22 protein-coding genes and 1 pseudogene are annotated in these 18,868 nt (G+C 60.1%); 7 read left to right on the plus strand and 16 right to left on the minus strand.

Going from position 1 to position 18,868, the window contains the following annotated elements; translation table 11 throughout:
• Positions 1 to 203: 203 nt before the first annotated feature.
• A pseudogene (locus C7I85_RS24120) lies at positions 204 to 527 on the plus strand (damage-inducible mutagenesis protein); the annotation flags it as partial.
• Between the two features lie 233 nt (positions 528 to 760).
• Here C7I85_RS24120 and C7I85_RS24125 read toward each other — a convergent pair.
• Together C7I85_RS24125 and C7I85_RS24130 are read right to left on the minus strand one after the other, a co-directional pair.
• Complete coding sequence (locus C7I85_RS24125) at positions 761 to 1,510, minus strand: SDR family oxidoreductase (RefSeq protein WP_106726566.1); 750 nt, start codon at positions 1,508 to 1,510, stop codon at positions 761 to 763.
• A 311-nt stretch (positions 1,511 to 1,821) separates the two neighbouring features.
• A complete protein-coding gene (locus tag C7I85_RS24130; RefSeq protein ID WP_106726567.1) occupies positions 1,822 to 2,040 on the minus strand; it encodes a hypothetical protein in 219 nt (72 codons plus the stop codon).
• 114 nt (positions 2,041 to 2,154) lie between these two features.
• Here C7I85_RS24130 and C7I85_RS24135 point away from each other — a divergent pair, with 114 nt between their 5' ends.
• Positions 2,155 to 3,255: a fatty acid desaturase gene (locus C7I85_RS24135; RefSeq protein WP_106726568.1), complete on the plus strand. Its 1,101-nt coding sequence runs from the start codon at positions 2,155 to 2,157 to the stop codon at positions 3,253 to 3,255.
• Positions 3,256 to 3,395: 140 nt separating this feature from the next.
• On the opposite strand, the gene C7I85_RS24140 is transcribed toward C7I85_RS24135, so the two are convergent.
• The 8 genes from C7I85_RS24140 to C7I85_RS24170 all read right to left on the minus strand — a co-directional run bounded on the left by C7I85_RS24140 (position 3,396) and on the right by C7I85_RS24170 (position 8,312).
• The gene (locus C7I85_RS24140) at positions 3,396 to 3,671 is read right to left on the minus strand and encodes a DUF1488 domain-containing protein (RefSeq protein ID WP_106726569.1); all 276 of its coding nucleotides are present in this window, start codon (positions 3,669 to 3,671) and stop codon (positions 3,396 to 3,398) included.
• Positions 3,668 to 3,991, minus strand: a complete 324-nt coding sequence (locus C7I85_RS24145) for a hypothetical protein (protein WP_106726570.1) — start codon at positions 3,989 to 3,991, stop codon at positions 3,668 to 3,670. Before C7I85_RS24145 ends, C7I85_RS24140 begins: the two co-directional genes overlap by 4 nt.
• 65 nt (positions 3,992 to 4,056) lie before the next feature.
• The gene (locus tag C7I85_RS30655) at positions 4,057 to 4,239 is read right to left on the minus strand and encodes a hypothetical protein (protein WP_146148940.1); all 183 of its coding nucleotides are present in this window, start codon (positions 4,237 to 4,239) and stop codon (positions 4,057 to 4,059) included.
• Complete coding sequence (locus tag C7I85_RS24150) at positions 4,239 to 4,505, minus strand: hypothetical protein (RefSeq protein ID WP_181257337.1); 267 nt, start codon at positions 4,503 to 4,505, stop codon at positions 4,239 to 4,241. The genes C7I85_RS30655 and C7I85_RS24150 overlap by 1 nt, the downstream gene beginning before the upstream one ends.
• Positions 4,506 to 4,619: 114 nt before the next feature.
• The gene (locus C7I85_RS24155; protein ID WP_106726571.1) at positions 4,620 to 4,844 is read right to left on the minus strand and encodes a hypothetical protein; all 225 of its coding nucleotides are present in this window, start codon (positions 4,842 to 4,844) and stop codon (positions 4,620 to 4,622) included.
• 54 nt (positions 4,845 to 4,898) lie between these two features.
• Entirely contained in the window at positions 4,899 to 5,165 is a 267-nt protein-coding gene (locus tag C7I85_RS24160) for a hypothetical protein (RefSeq protein ID WP_106726606.1), read from the minus strand.
• 632 nt (positions 5,166 to 5,797) lie between these two features.
• Entirely contained in the window at positions 5,798 to 7,489 is a 1,692-nt protein-coding gene (locus C7I85_RS24165) for an alpha-keto acid decarboxylase family protein (RefSeq protein WP_106726572.1), read from the minus strand.
• 349 nt (positions 7,490 to 7,838) lie between these two features.
• Positions 7,839 to 8,312, minus strand: a complete 474-nt coding sequence (locus tag C7I85_RS24170; protein ID WP_245445082.1) for an ester cyclase — start codon at positions 8,310 to 8,312, stop codon at positions 7,839 to 7,841.
• A 344-nt stretch (positions 8,313 to 8,656) separates the two neighbouring features.
• Here C7I85_RS24170 and C7I85_RS24175 point away from each other — a divergent pair, with 344 nt between their 5' ends.
• The gene (locus C7I85_RS24175) at positions 8,657 to 8,854 is read left to right on the plus strand and encodes a hypothetical protein (protein WP_106726573.1); all 198 of its coding nucleotides are present in this window, start codon (positions 8,657 to 8,659) and stop codon (positions 8,852 to 8,854) included.
• A 373-nt stretch (positions 8,855 to 9,227) separates the two neighbouring features.
• Here C7I85_RS24175 and C7I85_RS24180 read toward each other — a convergent pair whose 3' ends face one another.
• Together C7I85_RS24180 and C7I85_RS24185 are read right to left on the minus strand one after the other, a co-directional pair.
• The gene (locus tag C7I85_RS24180; RefSeq protein WP_146148941.1) at positions 9,228 to 9,485 is read right to left on the minus strand and encodes a hypothetical protein; all 258 of its coding nucleotides are present in this window, start codon (positions 9,483 to 9,485) and stop codon (positions 9,228 to 9,230) included.
• A 106-nt stretch (positions 9,486 to 9,591) separates the two neighbouring features.
• A complete protein-coding gene (locus C7I85_RS24185; RefSeq protein WP_106726575.1) occupies positions 9,592 to 9,801 on the minus strand; it encodes a cold-shock protein in 210 nt (69 codons plus the stop codon).
• A 240-nt stretch (positions 9,802 to 10,041) separates the two neighbouring features.
• On the opposite strand from C7I85_RS24185, the gene C7I85_RS24190 reads away from it, so the two are divergent.
• Positions 10,042 to 10,374 carry a c-type cytochrome gene (locus tag C7I85_RS24190; protein ID WP_181257339.1) on the plus strand — a complete coding sequence of 111 codons (333 nt, stop codon included), beginning with the start codon at positions 10,042 to 10,044 and terminating at the stop codon, positions 10,372 to 10,374.
• A 339-nt stretch (positions 10,375 to 10,713) separates the two neighbouring features.
• Here C7I85_RS24190 and C7I85_RS24195 read toward each other — a convergent pair whose 3' ends face one another.
• From C7I85_RS24195 to C7I85_RS24210, 3 genes are all read right to left on the minus strand, one after another.
• Positions 10,714 to 11,307, minus strand: coding sequence for a flagellar basal body-associated protein FliL (locus C7I85_RS24195; RefSeq protein WP_245445083.1), 594 nt, complete (start codon positions 11,305 to 11,307; stop codon positions 10,714 to 10,716).
• Between the two features lie 942 nt (positions 11,308 to 12,249).
• Positions 12,250 to 13,089, minus strand: coding sequence for an alkaline phosphatase family protein (locus C7I85_RS24205; RefSeq protein WP_106726578.1), 840 nt, complete (start codon positions 13,087 to 13,089; stop codon positions 12,250 to 12,252).
• An 82-nt stretch (positions 13,090 to 13,171) separates the two neighbouring features.
• Complete coding sequence (locus tag C7I85_RS24210) at positions 13,172 to 14,761, minus strand: ABC transporter substrate-binding protein (protein WP_106726579.1); 1,590 nt, start codon at positions 14,759 to 14,761, stop codon at positions 13,172 to 13,174.
• Positions 14,762 to 14,982: 221 nt separating this feature from the next.
• Between C7I85_RS24210 and C7I85_RS24215 the strand changes: the two genes are divergently transcribed.
• The 3 genes from C7I85_RS24215 to C7I85_RS30660 all read left to right on the plus strand — a co-directional run bounded on the left by C7I85_RS24215 (position 14,983) and on the right by C7I85_RS30660 (position 17,886).
• Positions 14,983 to 15,897: an endonuclease/exonuclease/phosphatase family protein gene (locus C7I85_RS24215; RefSeq protein WP_106726580.1), complete on the plus strand. Its 915-nt coding sequence runs from the start codon at positions 14,983 to 14,985 to the stop codon at positions 15,895 to 15,897.
• A gap of 7 nt (positions 15,898 to 15,904) precedes the next feature.
• Positions 15,905 to 16,750, plus strand: a complete 846-nt coding sequence (locus C7I85_RS24220; RefSeq protein ID WP_106726581.1) for an EamA family transporter — start codon at positions 15,905 to 15,907, stop codon at positions 16,748 to 16,750.
• A 485-nt stretch (positions 16,751 to 17,235) separates the two neighbouring features.
• A complete protein-coding gene (locus C7I85_RS30660; protein WP_146148942.1) occupies positions 17,236 to 17,886 on the plus strand; it encodes a hypothetical protein in 651 nt (216 codons plus the stop codon).
• 226 nt (positions 17,887 to 18,112) lie between these two features.
• Here the strand turns inward: C7I85_RS30660 and C7I85_RS24230 are convergent, their stop codons facing one another.
• Positions 18,113 to 18,763, minus strand: coding sequence for a DUF2161 domain-containing phosphodiesterase (locus C7I85_RS24230; protein WP_106726583.1), 651 nt, complete (start codon positions 18,761 to 18,763; stop codon positions 18,113 to 18,115).
• Positions 18,764 to 18,868: the final 105 nt, after the last annotated feature.

Consider the following 18,868-nt stretch of genomic DNA (forward strand, 5'->3'; position numbering starts at 1 on the left):
CCTAAGAAAAAAATCCTGTCCTGTTCTCTTCTCCCATCCCGTTGATCGGCCTTGCAGAATCCCGTCGCGGGGCCGGTCAAAGGCGACTTCATGGTCGGAAACGCCCTTTGGGGTGGATTGACTCGTCGACACGTCAGGAACAAACAAGGAACATATCAGCTTGAAGAGCCGCTGGAAACCCGAGAAGGAGTGCCATTTCTGTCGTGTCGAAGCCTGCTCTTAATCCTGTGCTTGCCGAGCTTCGAGCGCGCATCGGCCAGCTCGAAGGTGGCGCGGCACGCACCCAATCCGTGCTGCCGTTTGCGGTTCCGGAGATGGACCGTGCGTTGCCGGGCGGCGGGCTCGCCTTTGGCGCGTTGCGCGAGATCGCCGGCGGCGGGGGCGGGACGGTCGATGGCGCGGCAGCCGCGCTGTTCGTGGCCGGCATCGCCGCCCGGACGCGGGGCAAGGTGCTCTGGTGCATGACCCGCCCCGACCTGTTCTTTCCGGCGATCTCGCAGGCAGGACTTCATCCCGACCGTGTCGTCAGCTTCGCAAGCTGGCCGATCTGTTCGGCGACCGCGTCTATGTCAGCATGCGCCTGCGCCGGCGGCCGAACGATCGCCTGCGCCTGCACGGCATCGCCACCCTGGCCGCCCGCTTGTGCAAGTGCGTAGGTTTGAACCAAGGCGGCCGTAGGAAATCGACCGCCGAAACGCAGAAAGGATTGCCAGTGCCGGGCATCCCTGACGCGCCGCCTACGCATTCTGCGCTACGCCCGTTACTTCACGGCAGCATTGCCGCCATCGGCGAAGAGAGCTGAACCTGTAACGAAACTCGCCATGGGGCTTGCGAGGAAGAGAGCGGCGGAAGCGATCTCTTCGGATTTAGCAATCCGCTTCATGGCATGCAGGCCGGCAGCCCATTCCTTCTGGCTTTGATCGCCGGCCATGTCTGTATCCACGCCACCCGGCAGAAGGGCGTTTGCTCTGATGCCCTGCGATGCGTAGTCGGCGGCTATCCCTTTCACGAGGCCCATCAGACCCGCCTTCGATGCACCATAGGCGGCCATGCCGGGTAATCCGACGCTGGTTCCGACGAAGCTGGACGTGAACACAATGGAGCCTCCGCCGCGCTTGAGCATGGCGGGGATCTGACTGCGGGCCCCGAGATAGGCCGCCGTAAGGTTGATGGTCAGCGTCTGCTGCCAGTCTTCCGGCTCGATCTCGACAAGCGGTTTTGTCGGACCAACAGTCCCGGCATTGTTGACGGCGATGTCGAGGCCTCCAAATTCACGCACCGCGTCGATCACGAGACGTTCATGGGTGTCGGAGTGCCCGATATCTCCAGCGGAAGCATAGGCGTGTCCGCCCTTCGCGCGGATTTCGTCGGCGACCTCATCAAGTCGAGCTTTGCGGCGCGCCGTCAGGACGACCGCCGCGCCATGCTCGGCAAACATCAGCGCTACAGCGCGACCGATCCCGGCAGATGCGCCGGTGACGATGGCAACCTTGCCGTCAAGTAGTTTCATATGTCGAACAACCTTTTTGCTAGCGTTATCGGGGACGACATATTCCAGCGCCTTCGACCGGCCACTCCGTTTCTTGCGTTCAAAGTATCTACCTAGTGCGACATGACGAATCCGCTGGCCAGCGCGCGACTCACTTTGAAAGCAAAATGCGGAGTTCCAGCGATGTCGGTCACTGTTACGGAATGGGGATGAAGACGCATGAATCGGCTTGCGAGCGGAGCAACGTGATGTTCACTGAGCGACAGAGCAATGATCTTACCGAGGGAGCGAACATGTATCCCTCCAAACAGAACGCAGCCGAACACTCCGGTCTAGCTGACGATGACTGGACTGCAGTCGTTCGCCGGGATACGACTGGTGATTGGGGCCTGTGCTGCTTCTCCCCAGGGCGCGACGGAGGCGGCAAGCAGGCCAATCGCGAGTGAGCCAACGATGTTGACGGCCAGCGTGCCGCCGGGAAAGGCAGTGCCGAAGAAGCGAGCCGCAGCAACATGGACGCAAGGCACGGGACCGAGATCAGCGGTACCCATGCGAGGCCGAGGCCAATTTGCCACAGTAGTTTTACTAGCCATCCCATCCGCTGCGCCTTAATGACAGATGGCGTGACACGTACCCAGATCAACAATGAGAAATTCGGAGCCCGAATGAACGAGCTGATGCCGTCCGGCAAAGACGGCCAGATTCCTCCTGACGGAGCCTCCCCCGTAGTCGATCATGCCGCCGAAAGGGCGCTTGTTCGTCGGCTCGTGTCACATTGCCAGCGCTTTCGCGATCCCGACAACGGCCGCGCGACAGTCGAGTTGGCCCTCACGCTCGCCCCCTTCCTGACGATCGCCGCAACACTGGTCTGGCTTACCGCCTATGCCGGGCCATTGCTCGGCGGCTGGCGATGGGCCTTGGTGGCGCTGCTGGCTCCGGCTTGCGCGGCTTTTCTGGTCCGGCTGTTCGCGATCCAGCACGATTGCGGTCATGGCTCCTTCACCAGTTCGCGCCTGGCAAACCGCTTGATCGGGCGCGCGCTGAGCGTGCTTACATTTACCCCCTACACGCTTTGGCAGAAGGCGCATGCAGCCCACCACGGCTCTTCGGGAAATCTCGACAAGCGCGGCATCGGCGACATCAACACCAGGACGGTCGCCGAATACGAGGCGATGAACCCCCGTCAACGGCTGATGTATCGCATCTACCGCAATCCGGTGGTCCTTATCGTCCTCGGTGTTCCGCTCTATTTTCTCGTAGTGCACCGGCTTCCATACAATGAGGCGATACCGCGCGTGGACGCATGGCGCAGCGCGGGCGGGCTCAATCTGGCGCTGGTTGCTTTCTACGGCGCGCTGGTCTGGCTGTCGGGCTGGGCGGCAATGCTTGCGGTGTTGCCCGTGGTGGTTATGGGCGCATGGGCCGGCGGCTGGCTGTTTTACATTCAGCACCAGTTCGAGGAGACGCGCTGGGACAAGGGCGACGCGTGGGATTTGCATGTCGCAGCGTTTGGCGGCAGCTCCTGGTATGTGCTGCCTCGCGCCGCGCAGTGGATCACCGGTTCGATCGGCCTGCACCATATTCATCATCTCTGCAGCCGCGTTCCGTTCTATCGATTGCAGGCATGCTTCAATGACAGCGCAGAGCTCCGTGCGGCAAGCGAGCGCGTCAAGCTCACATTCGGCAAGAGCCTGGCCTGCATCAATCTCGCGCTTTGGGACGAAAGGCGCCGCCGCCTTGTCACTTTCGCGGAAGTCCGATCATAGGGACCCGCGCCGACGGCGTTGGTCTCGTCAGCGGCTGCGCAGATTCGTCGGCAACTTCGCGTTGGCTGGCCGGCTAAAGGCGTTAATCGGCGCAGCGCTAGAGCCACCCTCTGGGCGTCCCGCGCGGGGTGGCGGGATCACTAACGTTCGGTGCTTCTGAGATCGGCTTCCGTCAGGACGTAAAAGGTCTTATTGCCGGGAATATACGCCTTCTGCGCGGCTTCCAGAATTGTAAAGCGGGCCGCATCAAAGGCCGCTAGGCATTTCTCTTCGGCATCAAACGCGGGCACCACGTTCAACAGTGCACGTACCTCGATTGAGAAGGGTATTTGGAAAGTTCCGTCATACCCAATGAAGCGAATGCGCTTTCCGGCTTCATCGTAGCTTCGGCATCGATTGGGAAAGATCAGCGTCATTGCTTGCGTCCCGTCTGCCTCGGCTCGCATCTCGCCACCTCGGCCCGTCTTGCTACCTTGCATCCTAGGGCGTTGCGCGCATTGAGATGAATCATCATGGCGGTGGCTTCCGCTCGTCGCAGTCCAGTCATGGCACGACCATCCAAGACAGCAGGGACCCCAGTGAATACGTGATAGATCGTCCATGACCCGTCCATCTCCACCCGGCGGCCATAGGTGCGGTAGATGCTGTGCTGCGCCAGCGCGCCACCCTCATTTTCCCAGACGCTGATATCCATAGCATCTCGGCTACTCTCGTTTTTTGGGTCGCTCATGTGCATGGCAGTACTCCTCACCAGATGATCCAAGGCTCATTCATTCGATCCTGGCCGCGAACCTTTGCCGCCTACAGCAGCCTGTTGCGTTCCACGAGTTCACGAATACGCCGAAGGGTGCCGTCACAGTCGGATTTCTTACGGCGCAAAAGCTCGGCATTTTCGTTCGGGCGGATGCGGCCATCAGGCATAAGATCCGGTGTCGGGCATGGAACAGGCTGCTTGGGGTCGGAGGCTATTGTGATCTGTGTCATTATTGTTGTCCTTTGTGAATGAACCGCCGTTTGGACAAAGCCGCTTCCTTCCAGACTGGCCTAACCGTCGCGCAGTAGAGTTCGAGCCCCAGATCGTCGTTGATGCTGACGATGTCGGGATCCTGCGGCATATCGAGCGTGCGGAAGAGCGATCTGGCCAACCCGATCGCCGCGTCAGTATCGATCACGTCGCAGGTTGCGCGACCGAGAAGCGCGTGCGCGTTGTCCAGTTCCCGGAGCCGATAGAATTCGATGACGACGTTCATCTGGAGTACCTGTCGATCAGCTTACCTGCGCGCCAAACGGAATCTCGACCTTGACTGGCGTCTTTGCCTTCTTTGGTTTCCCGGTTTTGCAGTTGCTGGCCATGGAATCTCCCGTCAGTTGAATCCGGTTGCGACCAGCGGCGTGTCGACGAGTACAAGGGTGTTCTCGGTTGCCACACGCTCATGCCGCTCGCCATCATTGCGAATGCGGTATTGAGGTGAGTTGTCCCGTTCCGGCAGGGTCGCGGTGATGCGGTAGACTCCCTCCGTCGTGTCTGACTGGTTGATCCTGTTCTTGAGGTGAACCGACTGTCCTATGGCGAAACGATGCGGTGACATCTTCTTCTGTCCTTTGGTTTCGCGCGTTCCAGATTTTGGCGCGAGCTTGGAGCTTCATTGATCCTGTTCATGATCCTGCTTGAGTGCGGCTTCCAATTCGGAGGGATCGATCTCAACCAGTTGCGCTGTCATCTTGTTTGTCGAGACGGCTGGCAGGTGGATAAAGGCTGCGACGCGGCGATAGGCGAGCCATGACGCTCCGTCGATGAGGTCCTCATCTTGATCGATGACGTAGTCGCCCGGCGGCTGCACCTCGTCGACACCTCTCAATGCGAAGGGCGCGAAGAAGTGGACGATGGATTGGGTCGTGCGTGTCGGCATGTTCTTGCCCTCGCGAACCAAAGACTGGATTTTACCCTGTCCGTTTTCGCTGTTTTCGGACCTCAGTGGAGATCGAGAGCTGTCGGCATATCCGTTTGGTCCTCGACTACCCGTTAGGCCAGTGCGCACAAGCGCGCTGAACGAAAACGTTCGTTTTGCCATCGCGATGGCAAAACCTTGCACGGATCCGAGCGTCGTAAATCTGGATAGGGTTGGCGGGTCGAGAACCTCTGACGCCGCGAGAGGCCAATTCAGGCCAAATAGACGAGCAGAGAAGATATAAGGCGATTACGGTTTATCTAAGGCAGGTCACTCTCGAGGCTCCACCGTCTCTATCCGGCATGCTTTGGGTATGCTGTCGATGTCAGGCATGAGTTTGAAGGCGTATAGCTGTCCGTTTGGCAATAACCGTTGCGGATACGCGCATGTTGTGGACGTCGGCGACGACGTCACCCTGCAGCAGTCCACAATCCTCCGATCCCACCTGATGCTTCGCGGCCAGCCGACCATTTCACCGCTTTGGGTTCGATGTGGGTGCCAATTATCGTGTCGGCCGCAAGCCCACGGGATCTCCGGCTGCGATTCGACGGGCGAAACACTCAACGGCCGCTTGTTTTGCCCCGCATCTGGTATTATGGCGTGGCGCCGTACATCGCCTGCAGTTGGCCATGGGCGAAGGCGAGAGCCGGTGGCATATCCATCTTGCCGGCCATGATTTCGATATAGGCGCCGGATTTGCTGGCGCGGGCCGACTTCATCGCTTCATCGAGTTCGCCGAGCGTGGTCACACGAGCGGTGAACCAGTCGGTGCAACCGAGTGCCTTGGGCAGTTCGGCGTAGTTCCAGGGCGCGAGGTCGTTGTAGGTCCAGTTCGGATTTTCCTCCAGAGCCCGCTCGACAAGGTAACCACTGTTGTTGAGCACGAAGACTATTACGTTCGCTCCGAACCGTCCCATCGCGCCAATGTCGTTCGCAGTCAATTGATGCGAACCTTCGCCCGTGATCAGAATTGTGCGCCGGCTCGGGTCGGCAAGCGCGATACCAAGGGCCGCCGGCGTCGCCCAACCGATCGACCCCCACAGAACTTGCGCTTCCACCCGCACTCCATCCGGAAGGATGGTTGGCGTCATGCCGAGGCTTGAACTCCCTGTCTCGAGAACGACCGTGTCCCCGGCGCGCAGGAATGCTGCATAGCGCGGATAGAGCGCCGCCATCGTCATCTTGTCGGACGGGTCGCCGTTCACCGGTGCAAGTCCCTGCGGCTTTCCCCGGTATGGCGCCGATGACCGTTTGAACTTGGCCAGCTCAGACAGAACGTCCGCAAGCCGGACATTGGCGATGACTTCGTCTCCGATCCTGACGTCGTCGAGGCCGACGGTAATAAACCGGGACAGATCGAGGTGGTCGGAATAGGCGGCCGTGGTGATGTCGTTCAGATTGACACCGCCCAGATCGAGGACGACATCGGCGCCCTCGACGATTTGCCGCGTGTTCGGCTCTGACACCGCGCCGGCATACATGCCGGCAAACTGTGGATGACCCTCGTCGATCGAGCATTTTTCCATGAGCGTTGTGACAAAAGGACAGCCCAACGCTTCGATCGCCTTCTGTGCCTGCTTTTGCAGGCCAAGCCGCGAAACTGTGGCGGCCGGAATCGCGACGACGGATTTTGCCTTGTTGATACGCTCGGCGATAGCCGCCATCGCCTTTTTCAACGCTGTTTCGTTTGATCGTGGCACGATCGGCTTCACGTCGGCCGAGACGACCGGGGATAGCGCGTAGTCCGACGGCACGGCGATATAGGCCGGCTGATTGTTGCGGTGCGCCTCCGCGATGAGGCGCTCCATTTCGACGACGCAGTTCTCCGGATTGATGACCGCGTGACAGCAGGCTGCGTCGGCAGACAGCGCAACGAAATTGCCGAACACGCCGTCGCCGAGCGTGTGATGGGCGATCTTGTGTACGCGCTGGTTCTGGTAGGATGGCATTCCGACGATGTGAAAAATCAGTGATCGTTCCGCCTTGGCGCCCATTACGCCGTTTATGGCCGAGAGCTCGCCGACGCCATAGGTCGTCACCAACATCGCTGCGCCACGGATGCGCGCATAGCCGTCGGCGGCGTAAGCCGCATTCAATTCGTTGGCACAGCCGATCCACTTCACTTTGGGGCTGCTATCAACCGCGTTGCAGATCGGGAACACATAGTCGCCGGCGACACCAAAGCAGTGTTCGATCCCTTCTGCCGCAAGCCGATCAATGATGTAATCGGCGACACTCATCGCCTTTGCCGTTTTCGACGACGCGTCGGACTGTCGAGCTGGCATGTTCACGCTCCTCTTCGTTTTGCTGACGTCGTTGATTGGGCGAAGGCCCTGGTCTCAGTGTCCTGCCGACGTGCATCGCCAGCGCGTACGTCGCCCCGGAGCATCAAGTTTGGCTGAGCTTCTAAGCCCCGCGGAACATGATGCGGGTGCGCGCCGTAAACGCCACCCGGCTTCGGCGGTTCCAACGAGCACCCGAATTATTCTTGGATTAGCGGTGTTCGATTTTTTGCATGCGGCCCAACTTTTGCGGTCGCCATGGAATCGGTACCGGATTCGGGCTACTGCCATGAAATTGCTGCCACAATCGCCGCAGTCTGCGGGTCCGATGTCGGGCCCCGATCTCGATTGCCTATCGAGACAGGTGGCCCAATTCCCGCAGACCGGTCATCCAATCTTCGGTGTGCCAGGTACGAACGATCTTGCCGTTCTCGATTTCGTGGATATCGACAGCTTGAATCCTCATGGATCGCCCCGTTGCGGGCAGACCGGCGAAAGCTTGGCGCTGCGTTCCAGTGATCGTGGACCGAACAACGACCTTGTTTCCGTCCTGGATGAGGTCCTCGATCTTGATGTCGAAATCGGGAAATGCATTCACCAGCATGGCCATTGCCGCTTTTGCTGCCTCGGGTCCGTGTGGAGCGTCGGGAGGCGAAGGGATGTCGACCCAGCTCGGCGCGAGTATCTTCTCAAGCAGTCCCGCATCATGGTGCCCAAAGGCCTCGTACCATTGCGACGCGATTTGCCTCGGTTCGTTCGCCGCTGGAGCGGCACTCGCCGGAACTGCGAAAAACGAACCGGCAATCGATGCGATGAGCAACTTCATGGCGTCCACCTCAAACTGTGTGTCCGAAAAACCGGCAGCATGCCACATCGGGATCAGCAAAGCCGCTTCGACATGCGTTAGGCTGCTTTAGCCCTTTGGTTGAGGCGGCCCTCGGCCAAGTGCGTCAACACTTTATCGGTCCCGGTCTCTTCCGACAGGGGTTAATCCAAGAGCTTGACTGCACCCTTCAGCCCGAGGGCCTTTGCCCACTACTTGTGCGTGCCCGTTGGGCGCAATCCCTTAGTGCTCCACCGCTTGAGCAGAAGCCATAAGGCCTGCATCCAGGGCCGGGGTTCCTTTGTACCTCGGGCAGGATATTTTCACCTTCGATCAGGAATCCCTCGATGCTTATGCTCGAAGGGATTTCCTGGCCGGCCTATCGGCGTATCGCAACCTTCATCCATCTGCCCGCGATTCAGATCGGGGTCAGGTCCGGCCAGATCATGCAGATAGACCCCGCCTATCTGGAAGCGGCGCTGCGGAAGGATCGCGAGGTATCGATGAGCACTACAGCCGCCGAAACGCGAAGAACGAAGTCATGAAAGCCCAAGCGCCGCCCCAGGCTGATCCGTCCGGCATGAAGGTCGGCCACGCCCGAGCCATATGGAGTAGGATAGCCTCGTGTCGCTAGGGCCCTTCCGGCCCGTACATATGAAAAAAGCGGGCCGTGATGCCCGCTTCCCCTTCAATCCTGAGACTTGTGCACCGCCGGTACCTTCGTGGTCGGCACACCATCAATCAGGGCAAATACAGCTGCCACTCAGGGAAACCCAACCTCGTATCTCGAAGAGCGTTCCCGGCCGGTCAGCAGCCGATCACCTTCATATGGGGGGCATGACGCCATTAAGCAAGCTAATTCGTTCGCCGACCCAAAGTACGGCGGGCTGTTCCACGAGGCAGTTGCCTCATATCATCCTAGATTTGGCCCGAGCCGGCTGGCTTTTTCTTTGCCGGCACGCCCCGCTCCTTGACCGACCCTGGATTCGGTTTGCGCGTCGTCATTGGCGGCTCTGCAGCCTCCTTCGCCAAGCGGGCCAGTCGTAGCCGTTCGGTTTTGGCCTCACGGGCAACTTTTTCTCCTTCGGTGATCTGTCGTGCCGCGCTTGTGGTTGTATCACCCCTGAACTCACGGGTTGTCGGCTTCGGCTTGAAAACGTCAGCTATTTTCTTCATCGAGCTTCCTTTCAGAAACCAAAAAGGCCGGGACATTGCCCGACCTTTTCCTGTTCACCTCGACTGCCATTGCATCCATGGCAAAAAAGACTGGAGGCGAAGCGACTTACGCGACTTGAAGATTCTCTGCCGCGCTCTTTCCCTTGCGCTCGTCGCGCACGACATCAAAGGAGAGCTTCTGGCCCTCGACGATGGTACGCATGCCGGCGCGCTCGACGGCCGAGATATGAACGAAGACATCGGCGGAGCCGTCGTCAGGTTGAATGAAGCCGAAGCCTTTGGTGGAATTGAAGAACTTTACGGTTCCGGTAGTCATGACGATTTCCTTTCAATCGGCACAGAGGTTCGCCGCTTGGCGGAGCGCCAAACGTCGTAGTCTTCGAAATTGAGAGGAAGATCGGTAGAGCGCCAGGCGCAGAAACAAAGTTCGCCAACAACATCGACCTTTACAGCATACGCACCAATTGAGTTTCTTACAAGACAATCCCTCGAAGGTGTTCTTCAATACGTTTCCAGAGCCCCTACCCAAAGAGTCTCGCCTGTATCCAACGCTCCATTGCAACATAGAGTAAAAGCCCGGATCGAGGTTTTCGCCGCCTCCACCGCGGCAGCCGCACCGGGAGCCCAGCTCTACCTGCAGAAATGCGGCTACTGTCACGGCCGCGACGGTCAGGGCAGGGGCACCTACGTGCCGCCGCTTTCGCCCCACCCGGACTCAGTGGTCAACATCATCCTCAATGGCGGGGGCGCGTGGTCGTCAACGGTGTGCCGGGACAGCTACCGCATGCCGCCCTACCGGGTGCAGTTGAACGACCGCGAGATCGCCGAGATCGCCACCTTCGTGCGCAAATCCTGGGGCAATGCTGGCGGCGCGGTGACGCTGCGGTAGGTCGGCGACCTGCGCGAACGGACGGATGCATCGAGCGACCGCGTGATCATCCTGCGGATGCGGTAGACGAGGGCGGGCTCCGTCGCTGAGCCGGCGGCGGAGCGGCGCAACCGGGCGCACTGGGCCTATGGGTGCGTGCCGCCATGGCAAGCGGACGCTCATAGCGGGCCGCGGCGCACCTGTCTCGGTTGGGCAGGGTGTCCACCATACAGTGCCGCAGCAAACATCTGCGCAAGCGATTCAGTCCTGACCTTCGATCCGTCATCGCAGCGGTCCGAAGCCGGGTCACGAAGTGTTGTCGGTCACTGCCCACCCGTCACGCTCAGCGTGCTGAGCTTCTTACGGGGAAGCAGACAGATTCTCCACGATCCTGCGACTAGCCGCCAGCTTTCCATCGGCGTCGAATGAAAGTTCGATCACCCAGTCATAAACATCACCAGGCCATTTGCCTTGCGGCAGGAGGGCGGCGGGATCGGCGCCCAGTGCCTTGAGCAGGTTCGGGATATGTCCCTGGTGCCAGGCAATTAGGATGTGCTGCCCCTGTGGTTGGGCGCGCAGCGCCGCGACCAGAGCGATTTCTTCTCCGTTGGCAAAATGGGTGTTGATTGGCAGGCCAGTCGACTTGCTTAGCGGTTCCAGTGTCAAACGCGGCCGATGGCTTTCCTGGCTGTCTTTGGTTGCAAACAGTGCGTTGGGCTCAATCGAGCTGCCATTCGCGCGAAACGGATGAAAGTAGCGAGCATAGGCTATGGCTCTTGCATCGCCGGCGGCTGAAAGGCCGGAGCCGTGATCGGGTTTATCGGCATGGCGCAGGATGAGTACTGTGGCGTTGGCGAGATTGCCCGCAGGCTGCCGTGCCGCGACGGGCAGCACCATCAGGGATAAGGCGAGCAATGCAATCACCAGCTTGCAAGGTGTTGGGATCTTCGTCATCGCAGTTCACCTCCGGCGAGAAGGACACGCCCGCCCCAGTCGTGATCCTGGAACTTGATGATGTCCGTGATCTTGTGCTTCGCAATTAGGTGGGCTGTCATGTGAACCTCGACAGCGTTGCCGCTGTGTGCGGCGGCTTCAGACGCCGACGACTAGCTTCGTCGCTTCGCCTGGCATTGAGAGCCGGGAAAGTATGGCATTGCTCGTGACAAACAAGTCGCCGCTCAAGTCGCCGCTGCTGATGCCCTGAAATTAACGGCCGCTATAGCCGTCTAGCTCCCGAAACCAGACCGTCCGCTCCCGGCCCCCAAACTGCCAGTCTGCAACGCGCCCCATTTTGGTCATTCGGATCAGCTTCATCGTTTCCTCAAAGCAGGCATTCGTTGCCGACGACGCTGAAGGGCGCTCGGTAACCTGTTGGATACCGCCTCAGACGTCCGGAGGTTCACGACCGAGTTCATCCTGACTTCGGAAATATCCAGGCGAATGGAAGAGTTCGGAAGGAGCCTCCGCTGGCGCGACGTGCCCGCTGTGTTGGATAGAGCTGGCGTCCAGCCGGTGCAAGCGACGAGAGATGGGCGAGGATTCGTATGGCCGCCGCAAACAGGTGGAATTATTCATTTGTGGCATGAGCGCTGAGGTCTTCGGCGCCAGCTAGGCTTCTCAACAGAGCGATTTCTAGAATTCAGTTGGTACGCCGACGCGCTCAGCAGCGCGAGCGGAAAATGCAGGCCATCATTGACCTGCCACTAAGAACTTCAACGGCCGGGGCCATCGCAGCAACCGGCTCCAATGCCGCGCAAGATGAAGGCTACATATTTCCGACGGTTGCTCCCACATGCCAATGGGATTCCATTTGGAACGGAAGCTACTCCTCAACATCGAACCTGAGGCATCCTCGTGCATAAGATGGGCTAGCGCTTTCACTTTTGTCGCCACGTTTTACCTCAGAAAGGGCTTCGCTTTCATCGAGGCGGGAACCTCCAAGCCGAGCCGGTCAAGCACCGTCGGTGCGAGCTGTAGCTGGTCGAGCAGGGCTTCGTTCGCCGGCCCTTCGGCCTTGCCGAAATAGTAGAGCGCGAAATCCTGCTGGTCGTCCTCGCGCCCGCCATGGTGGCCGCGGTCGGTCTGACCATGGTCGGCGGTGACCATCACTTCATAACCGGCTTCGAGCCATTTCGGCAGGAACGCCGCCAGCATACCGTCCATGGCGGAGCAGGCATGGTCCATCTCGATACACTCGTGGCCATAGCGGTGACCCATGGAATCGAGCGTGCAGGTGTGCAGGATGCCGTAGTCGATGCCGTGGCGCTTGGTCAGCATGGTGAGTGTGGCGAAGAGATCGACATCGCTCGGCGTCATCTGGTTCTTGTTGTTGTAGCCGGTCATGGTGTGGAAACGGCCATGGGTGATCGGCCCGCCGGGCTCGTCATACTCCATGTCCTCAACGAGGTCGAAGGGATAGCGGTTGAAGAATTCCGACCAGTAGGAATGTGTCACCGCGCCGGTCTTGCCGCCGGCCTTGGATATTTCTGAGAACAGGTCGGGTTGACCGACCCGAAAGCGGTTCTCGTTGGAGAGGATGCCGTGCACCTGCGGCGGCGTACCGGTATGGATCGAAGCATAGCAGCAGGCCGAAGTGGAGGGCAGCACGGAGCGCATTTTCCACACGCGCGCGTCGCCCGACTGCACCCAGCCCTCGAGATTGCCCATCAACCGGCGCCAGTTCCGATACGGCACGCCATCGAGGATAATGAGCAAAAGCTTGGATTTGAGCGCCATGGGCGGCTCCGTCTGTCTAGTGTTGTTGGATAGGGGATGAAAGGGCTGCCGGATTGTCCGGCAGCCGTTATGGGTCGCGGGGTCAGGCCTTCAGCCAGCATTCGGCCAGCGCGTAGCCATCCATCATCTCGCCCTGGGGGCTCTTGATGTAGCCGCCGACCTTGTCGGTGGCTGCCGCGTCGATGAACTGGTTGAAGAACGGCACGATCAGCCCGCCTTCGTCGCGGATCAGCATCGCCATGTCGCGGTAGATCGCCTTGCGCTTATCCTGGTCCAGTTCGCCGCGCGCGGCATACAGCATCTGATCGAATTTCGGGTCCTTGTAGCGCGTGTCGTTCCAGTCGGCCGTCGAGATGTAGCCTGTGGAGTACATCTGGTCCTGCGTGGCGCGGCCACCCCAGTAGGAGAGCGAGAAGGGCTTCTTGTTCCAAACTTCCGACCAGTAGCCGTCGCCCGGTTCGCGCTTGATCTCGATCTTGATGCCGGCCTTGGCGCAGCTCTGCTGATAGAGCTGCGCCGCATCGATCGCGCCGGGGAAGGCGACGTCAGAGGTGCGAAGAAGGATCGAGCCGGAATGGCCCGATTTCTTATAGAGCGCAGCCGCCTTTTCCGGGTCGAACTTGCGCTGTTCAATGTCGTCGGAGAACAGCGGATAGGCTTCGTTGATCGGGAAGTCGTTGCCGACCGAACCGTAGCCGCGCAGGATCTTCGCCAACAGTTCGTCGCGGTCCATGGCCAGTTTCAGCGCCATGCGAAGGTCGTTGTTGTCGAAGGGCGCGGTGTCGCAGAATATGTTGAACGGGTAATAGCCCTTGCCCGAGACGTTCTCGATCGTTACGCCCGGCACGCGCTTGACTAGATCCACCACCTTCGGCTCGACGCGGTTGATGAAGTGTACCTGTCCGCCCTGAAGGGCCGCCAGCCGCGCGGTAGCGTCGTTGATGACGACAATTTCCACCTGATCGGCATGACCGGCCCTGTCGCCGCGCCAATAATTGGCGAAGCGTTCACCGCCGTGGCGCACTCCCGGCTGGTTGACGGTTACCTTGTAGGGGCCGGCGCTTATGCCGGCATTGGGGTCATCCCGGCCGCCGTTCGGCTGGATGACGAGGTGATAGTCGGCCATCAGGTAGGGAAAGTCTGCGTCGGGGTCGGCGAGCGTGACGATTACCTCCTTGCCAGCGGCCTTGATCCCCTTGATGTTTTTGAGGATGCCGAGCGCTCCCGACTTCGATTTCTCGTCGCTGTGCCTTTCGAGGGTGGCCGCGACGTCTTCGGCGGTTACTGTCTTGCCGTTGTGGAATTCGACGCCGTCGCGCACCTTGATCGTCCAGGTCTTGACGTCCTTGGAGGCGCCGATCTCCTCGGCGATCAGGTTTTCCAGCCCGCCCTCGGGTGTCAGGCGGGCAATGAACTCGCCCCACTGCTTGCAGAAGGAGAAGGTGACCTGGCTGAGATTGAGCGCGGGGTCGAGGCTATTGCTGGATTCGCCGCCCTGCAGTCCAGCCTTGAGGATGCCGCCCCGCACAGGTGTCTGTGCCAGCGCCTTTCCGGCCACTGTATTGGCTGCGATCGCCGATACGCCAAGCGCAGCCGCGCGCCCCAGAAAATCGCGGCGTGACAAGGCGCCCTTCGCCATCCGCAGGGCGAGGTGGTTCAGTTCGTCAGACATCTGTCCCTCCGTTGCAGAAAGTCATGGCAGGATACTTCTCTAGTTGGCTTTTTGAGGTCAAGTGGAAAGCGAAAAAGAACGCGGGCGCGGGCGAATATACTCGAATAACCTCCGTTCCTAGGTCCCGTACTTTGTACCTCACGTGGCCCAATCAACAGGGCTCCCGCGCTCATTGCAACGGTGGATTGACGCGTCTACTGCGAGTAGGGGAGGAAATTGCTTTGAAGCTTGTTAGCTACAACATCCAGTACGGCTTCGGAGCTGACGGTCGCTACGACCTTGAGCGCGCCGCGCGTGTAGTTGCCGGCGCCGATGTCATCGCGTTCCAGGAAGTCGAGCGCTACTGGCGCCGAACCAACTACGACGATCAGCCGGAAATCCTGTCGCGCCTTCTGCCCGACCACCATTTTGTCTACGGCCCGGCCTACGACATGGACGCGAGTTTCCGCGAGAACGGCCGCATGATCAGCCGGCGGCGGCAGTTCGGCACGATGATCCTGTCGCGGCTTCCGATCGCCTGGTCGCGGCTGCACCTGCTGCCGATGCGGCGCACGGTCACCCCGCTCAACACGCAGAACCCGGCGCTCGAATGCCTGATCCGCACGCCGTGCGGGCCGATCCGCTTCTTCTCGCTGCACCTCGCCCATATCGGCGCTGACGAGCGGCTGGAACAGATCGACTTTCTGCTCGGTCGTCACCGCCGCGTCCCCTTCGAGGGCGGACCGTGGAGCGGCGTGGACGATGAGCCGTCGCGCGACTGGACACATGGCGAAGCCGAACCCGAGAGCCCGCTCGACGCGATCTGGATGGGCGATTTCAACATGGAGCCGGGCAGCGCCGAATATAGCCGCATCGTCGGCGACAATCCCTACCATCGCGGGGCGGCCTATCTCGACGGCTTCGTAGACGCCGCCGCCGCGCCTGGCCGTCGGCCCGACGGCCTCCACACCCATGTCAAAGTGATCGACGGCGAGACACGCAAGCGCCAGCTCGACCATTGCTTCGTCAGCTCCAGGCTGGCATCGCGGGTGCGGACCGTGCATGCCGACAATGCAGTGATCGCGTCGGACCACCATCCACTGTGGATCGAAATCGACCTCGAGACGCCTGACGGCGGCCAGACTCCGGAGCGGTGAACCAAGCATGACCCTTTCCGTCTTCCTTGCCGTCCTGGGCGCTGCCGCCATGCATGCCGTCTGGAACGCGCTGATAAAGATCCGCCTGGACCGATTCCTGTCGATTTCCCTGATGACGATCGGCATGGGCGTCGCGGCCACTCCCGCGATGCTGGTGGTCGATTTCCCACAGAGGGAAGTGTGGACCTGGATCGTGCTCTCGACAGCCATCCACACCCTCTACCGGCTGTTCCTGATCCGAGCCTACGAGACCGGGGATCTGGCCCAGGCCTATCCGCTTGCCCGCGGCGCGGCGCCGCTGCTCACCACGATCGGCGGTATCCTCCTCATCAAGGAGTTCCCGCCGCAGGTCGCCATCGCCGGCATCGTTCTGCTCAGCGCAGGTACGCTTCTGATGTCGCTGCGCGGCGGCAGGAAGGTCGGCGTGTTTGACCGGCGGTCGGTAGGATTCGCGCTCATCACTTCCGTATGCGTTGCCGGCTACACGCTGACGGACGGCAGTGGGGCGCGGCTGGCTTCAACCGCCTCGAGTTACGCCGTCTGGCTGTTCGTGACCGACGCGCTCTGGACGCTGGCACTCTGCCTTTATCTGCGCGGCAGCCGCGTGCTCGCCGCCATGCTGCCGGAGTGGAAGACCGGCATCGTTACCGGGCTGCTGGGCGCGGCATCCTACTGGATCGCCATGTGGGCGATGACGCGCGCCCCGATCGCCTCGGTAGCGGCTCTGCGCGAAACGTCCATCCTGTTCGCAATGATGATCTCGGTCTTCGCCCTGCGCGAGACAGCGACGCTGTGGCGGGCGGCCGCGGCTATGTTCATCGTGGCGGGCGTCGTTGCGCTGCGGCTTGGCTGACCCTCACCATGGCGATGTCAGACTTCCTCGCATTTGATGGTTCTCCACAGCCGTTTACGAGCACCAGCCAACCTGCTCGATGAGGCGGAAGAAGACGTTCGCCGGGCCATTGCGGCGCGGAGATGTTGGCGGCTTTGATAGGGGGCGCGCCTATTCAGCCTCACGCGATGTTGAGGGTGATGAGGGTAGGATAAGCGGCCCGATGGCCAAGTCATTTGCGCAATGTTCGGTCGCAAAAGTTCATTGGCCAATTGCGGCTTGCGATGACATGCGGTGCTTGCGGCTAGCCGTCACACATGCCGCATCGACCGACGCCAATCACCCGCCCAGGTCGGCGTCGGTCACCCTCGCGCGCGTGTCGAGCGCTGTTTAAATACTCGTTCAGCGGCGCGTTCCCACAGCACTTCGGCGGCCACGGTGTCTCACTGCGACAAGATTGACAAAGGATTCTAGCGATTGTCATCTCTCGTCAAGAGAGGTGAGCCATGGAATTTCTTTTATTACTTCTGGCTGGTGTAGTTGTAATCGCCAGTATTATTTCGATGGCGCGAGGCTTTGCCAAAGGCGCACGTGAAGGCAACTGGCACCTATCCGAGAATGGAAATCAAACCAGGATTCAGGACGGATTGCGAGTGACTATTTTCCAGTCAGATGGGGGCTGGAAATATTGCGTTGATGAGTCCCAAGGTGATGACGACCCCTATTACTCTGATCCATATCCAACCCAGCAGGCAGCTATGCAATCAGCAATTTGCGTGATTGAGGGAAAGCCAAGCCCGCATAAGACGAACAGGAAATTGAGAGACCAGGCCTCGACCGCTTTCTATATCGATGCTGCCACAAAGGCACCGTCCGTCTATGCCGAGCTGCACGCCCAGTTGTGTGATATGTCTGCGTCATCCACGTACCAGCTAACCCGATTGCGCCCCATCAAAAAGAAATCCGGCCAGCAGATCGAGTACCTCAAAGACGCGTATCAGCACTACTATACCGAAGGTCAGCAAAGTCGTGCCGACGAAATTTGGGAACTACGTGATAGATTCAAAAAACTAGAAGTAAGCGTGGCGGCATTGATCGGCTGGATGGAATCTGGGACGAAGGCGGAGAGAGGCGCACCTCCACAGATCTACTTATAGAGTCCATCCAGTCATTCCAGCGAGGCCATGTCGACCCGAAACGGCCGGCTCCGGCAGCGCAACGGCTGCTTTCTGACGAGCCAGCGCCAAAAGCAGACCGTCAACTCCCGGCCCCAAAGATGCCGGGCGGCCCGTGTTGGTTGTTGTAGTCGTCGCCGCAGATCCCCAAAAGCGGCGTTATAATAGAAATGGCGCTGAGCGCGTCATCTGGCTCGCAAGCGGCCAATCAATCCTGAGATGGCAGCACAGCGGCCCTGCCGAGGTCCGTTAGCGCGTAGATTCCCCTTCTCTCCCGCACAAACCATCCATATACGTTGCTTCGCAGGATTGTCGGCGCTCTCGGAACCAGTGTCTGTAGCTGTTTGGGGCTTTGTGGTCCGGTCAGCAACGACGTCGCGCATAGCACGCAGTCCTGCCTGTAGGCGGTCATGATCGGCTTGCCGCGACCTCCGCCCTTCTGGGGATCTCCTACCCGACGCCGGTGCTCCTCAAGGAGCCGAGAGCGCCGTTTGGGATCTCTGCGAGGCGTTGCTGCAAATGGCGCTACGATAACCTCCACCGTTCCAGACGCTGAAACGGCTATGAGCCCGAAGCCAAGACGCCGGCACAGATTGCGGAAACGCGCGTCGTGCTCCCGACCTTTTCCGGTCTTGGAGGATCGCGCCGCAAGCCAAACTTCGTCGCAGACTGCCGCCCGGTTCACGCCCTGCATGATCAGCTCAAGATTGAAGGTCAGCTTCATCTCGCAAACGATGAGCACGGGCGGGTCGCTGTCTTTCACTCCGACTAGGTCACAGCCGTTGACCTCGCCTTTGACGGAATAACCAGCGCCTTCCATGAAGGCTTTCAGTGGAAGATAGAGATCAGTCTCTGCCATCAATTTCGTCTAGGTCCAGATGCACACCAGCTTGGTTTAGCTGAGTCTTGGAACCTACGCACTGCGTAGCCCGCGAGGGGCAATCGGTGCAATCTTCCTAGCCCA

This window comes from Pseudaminobacter soli (ex Li et al. 2025), from assembly GCF_003012705.1.
Taxonomy (GTDB): domain Bacteria; phylum Pseudomonadota; class Alphaproteobacteria; order Rhizobiales; family Rhizobiaceae; genus Pseudaminobacter; species Pseudaminobacter soli.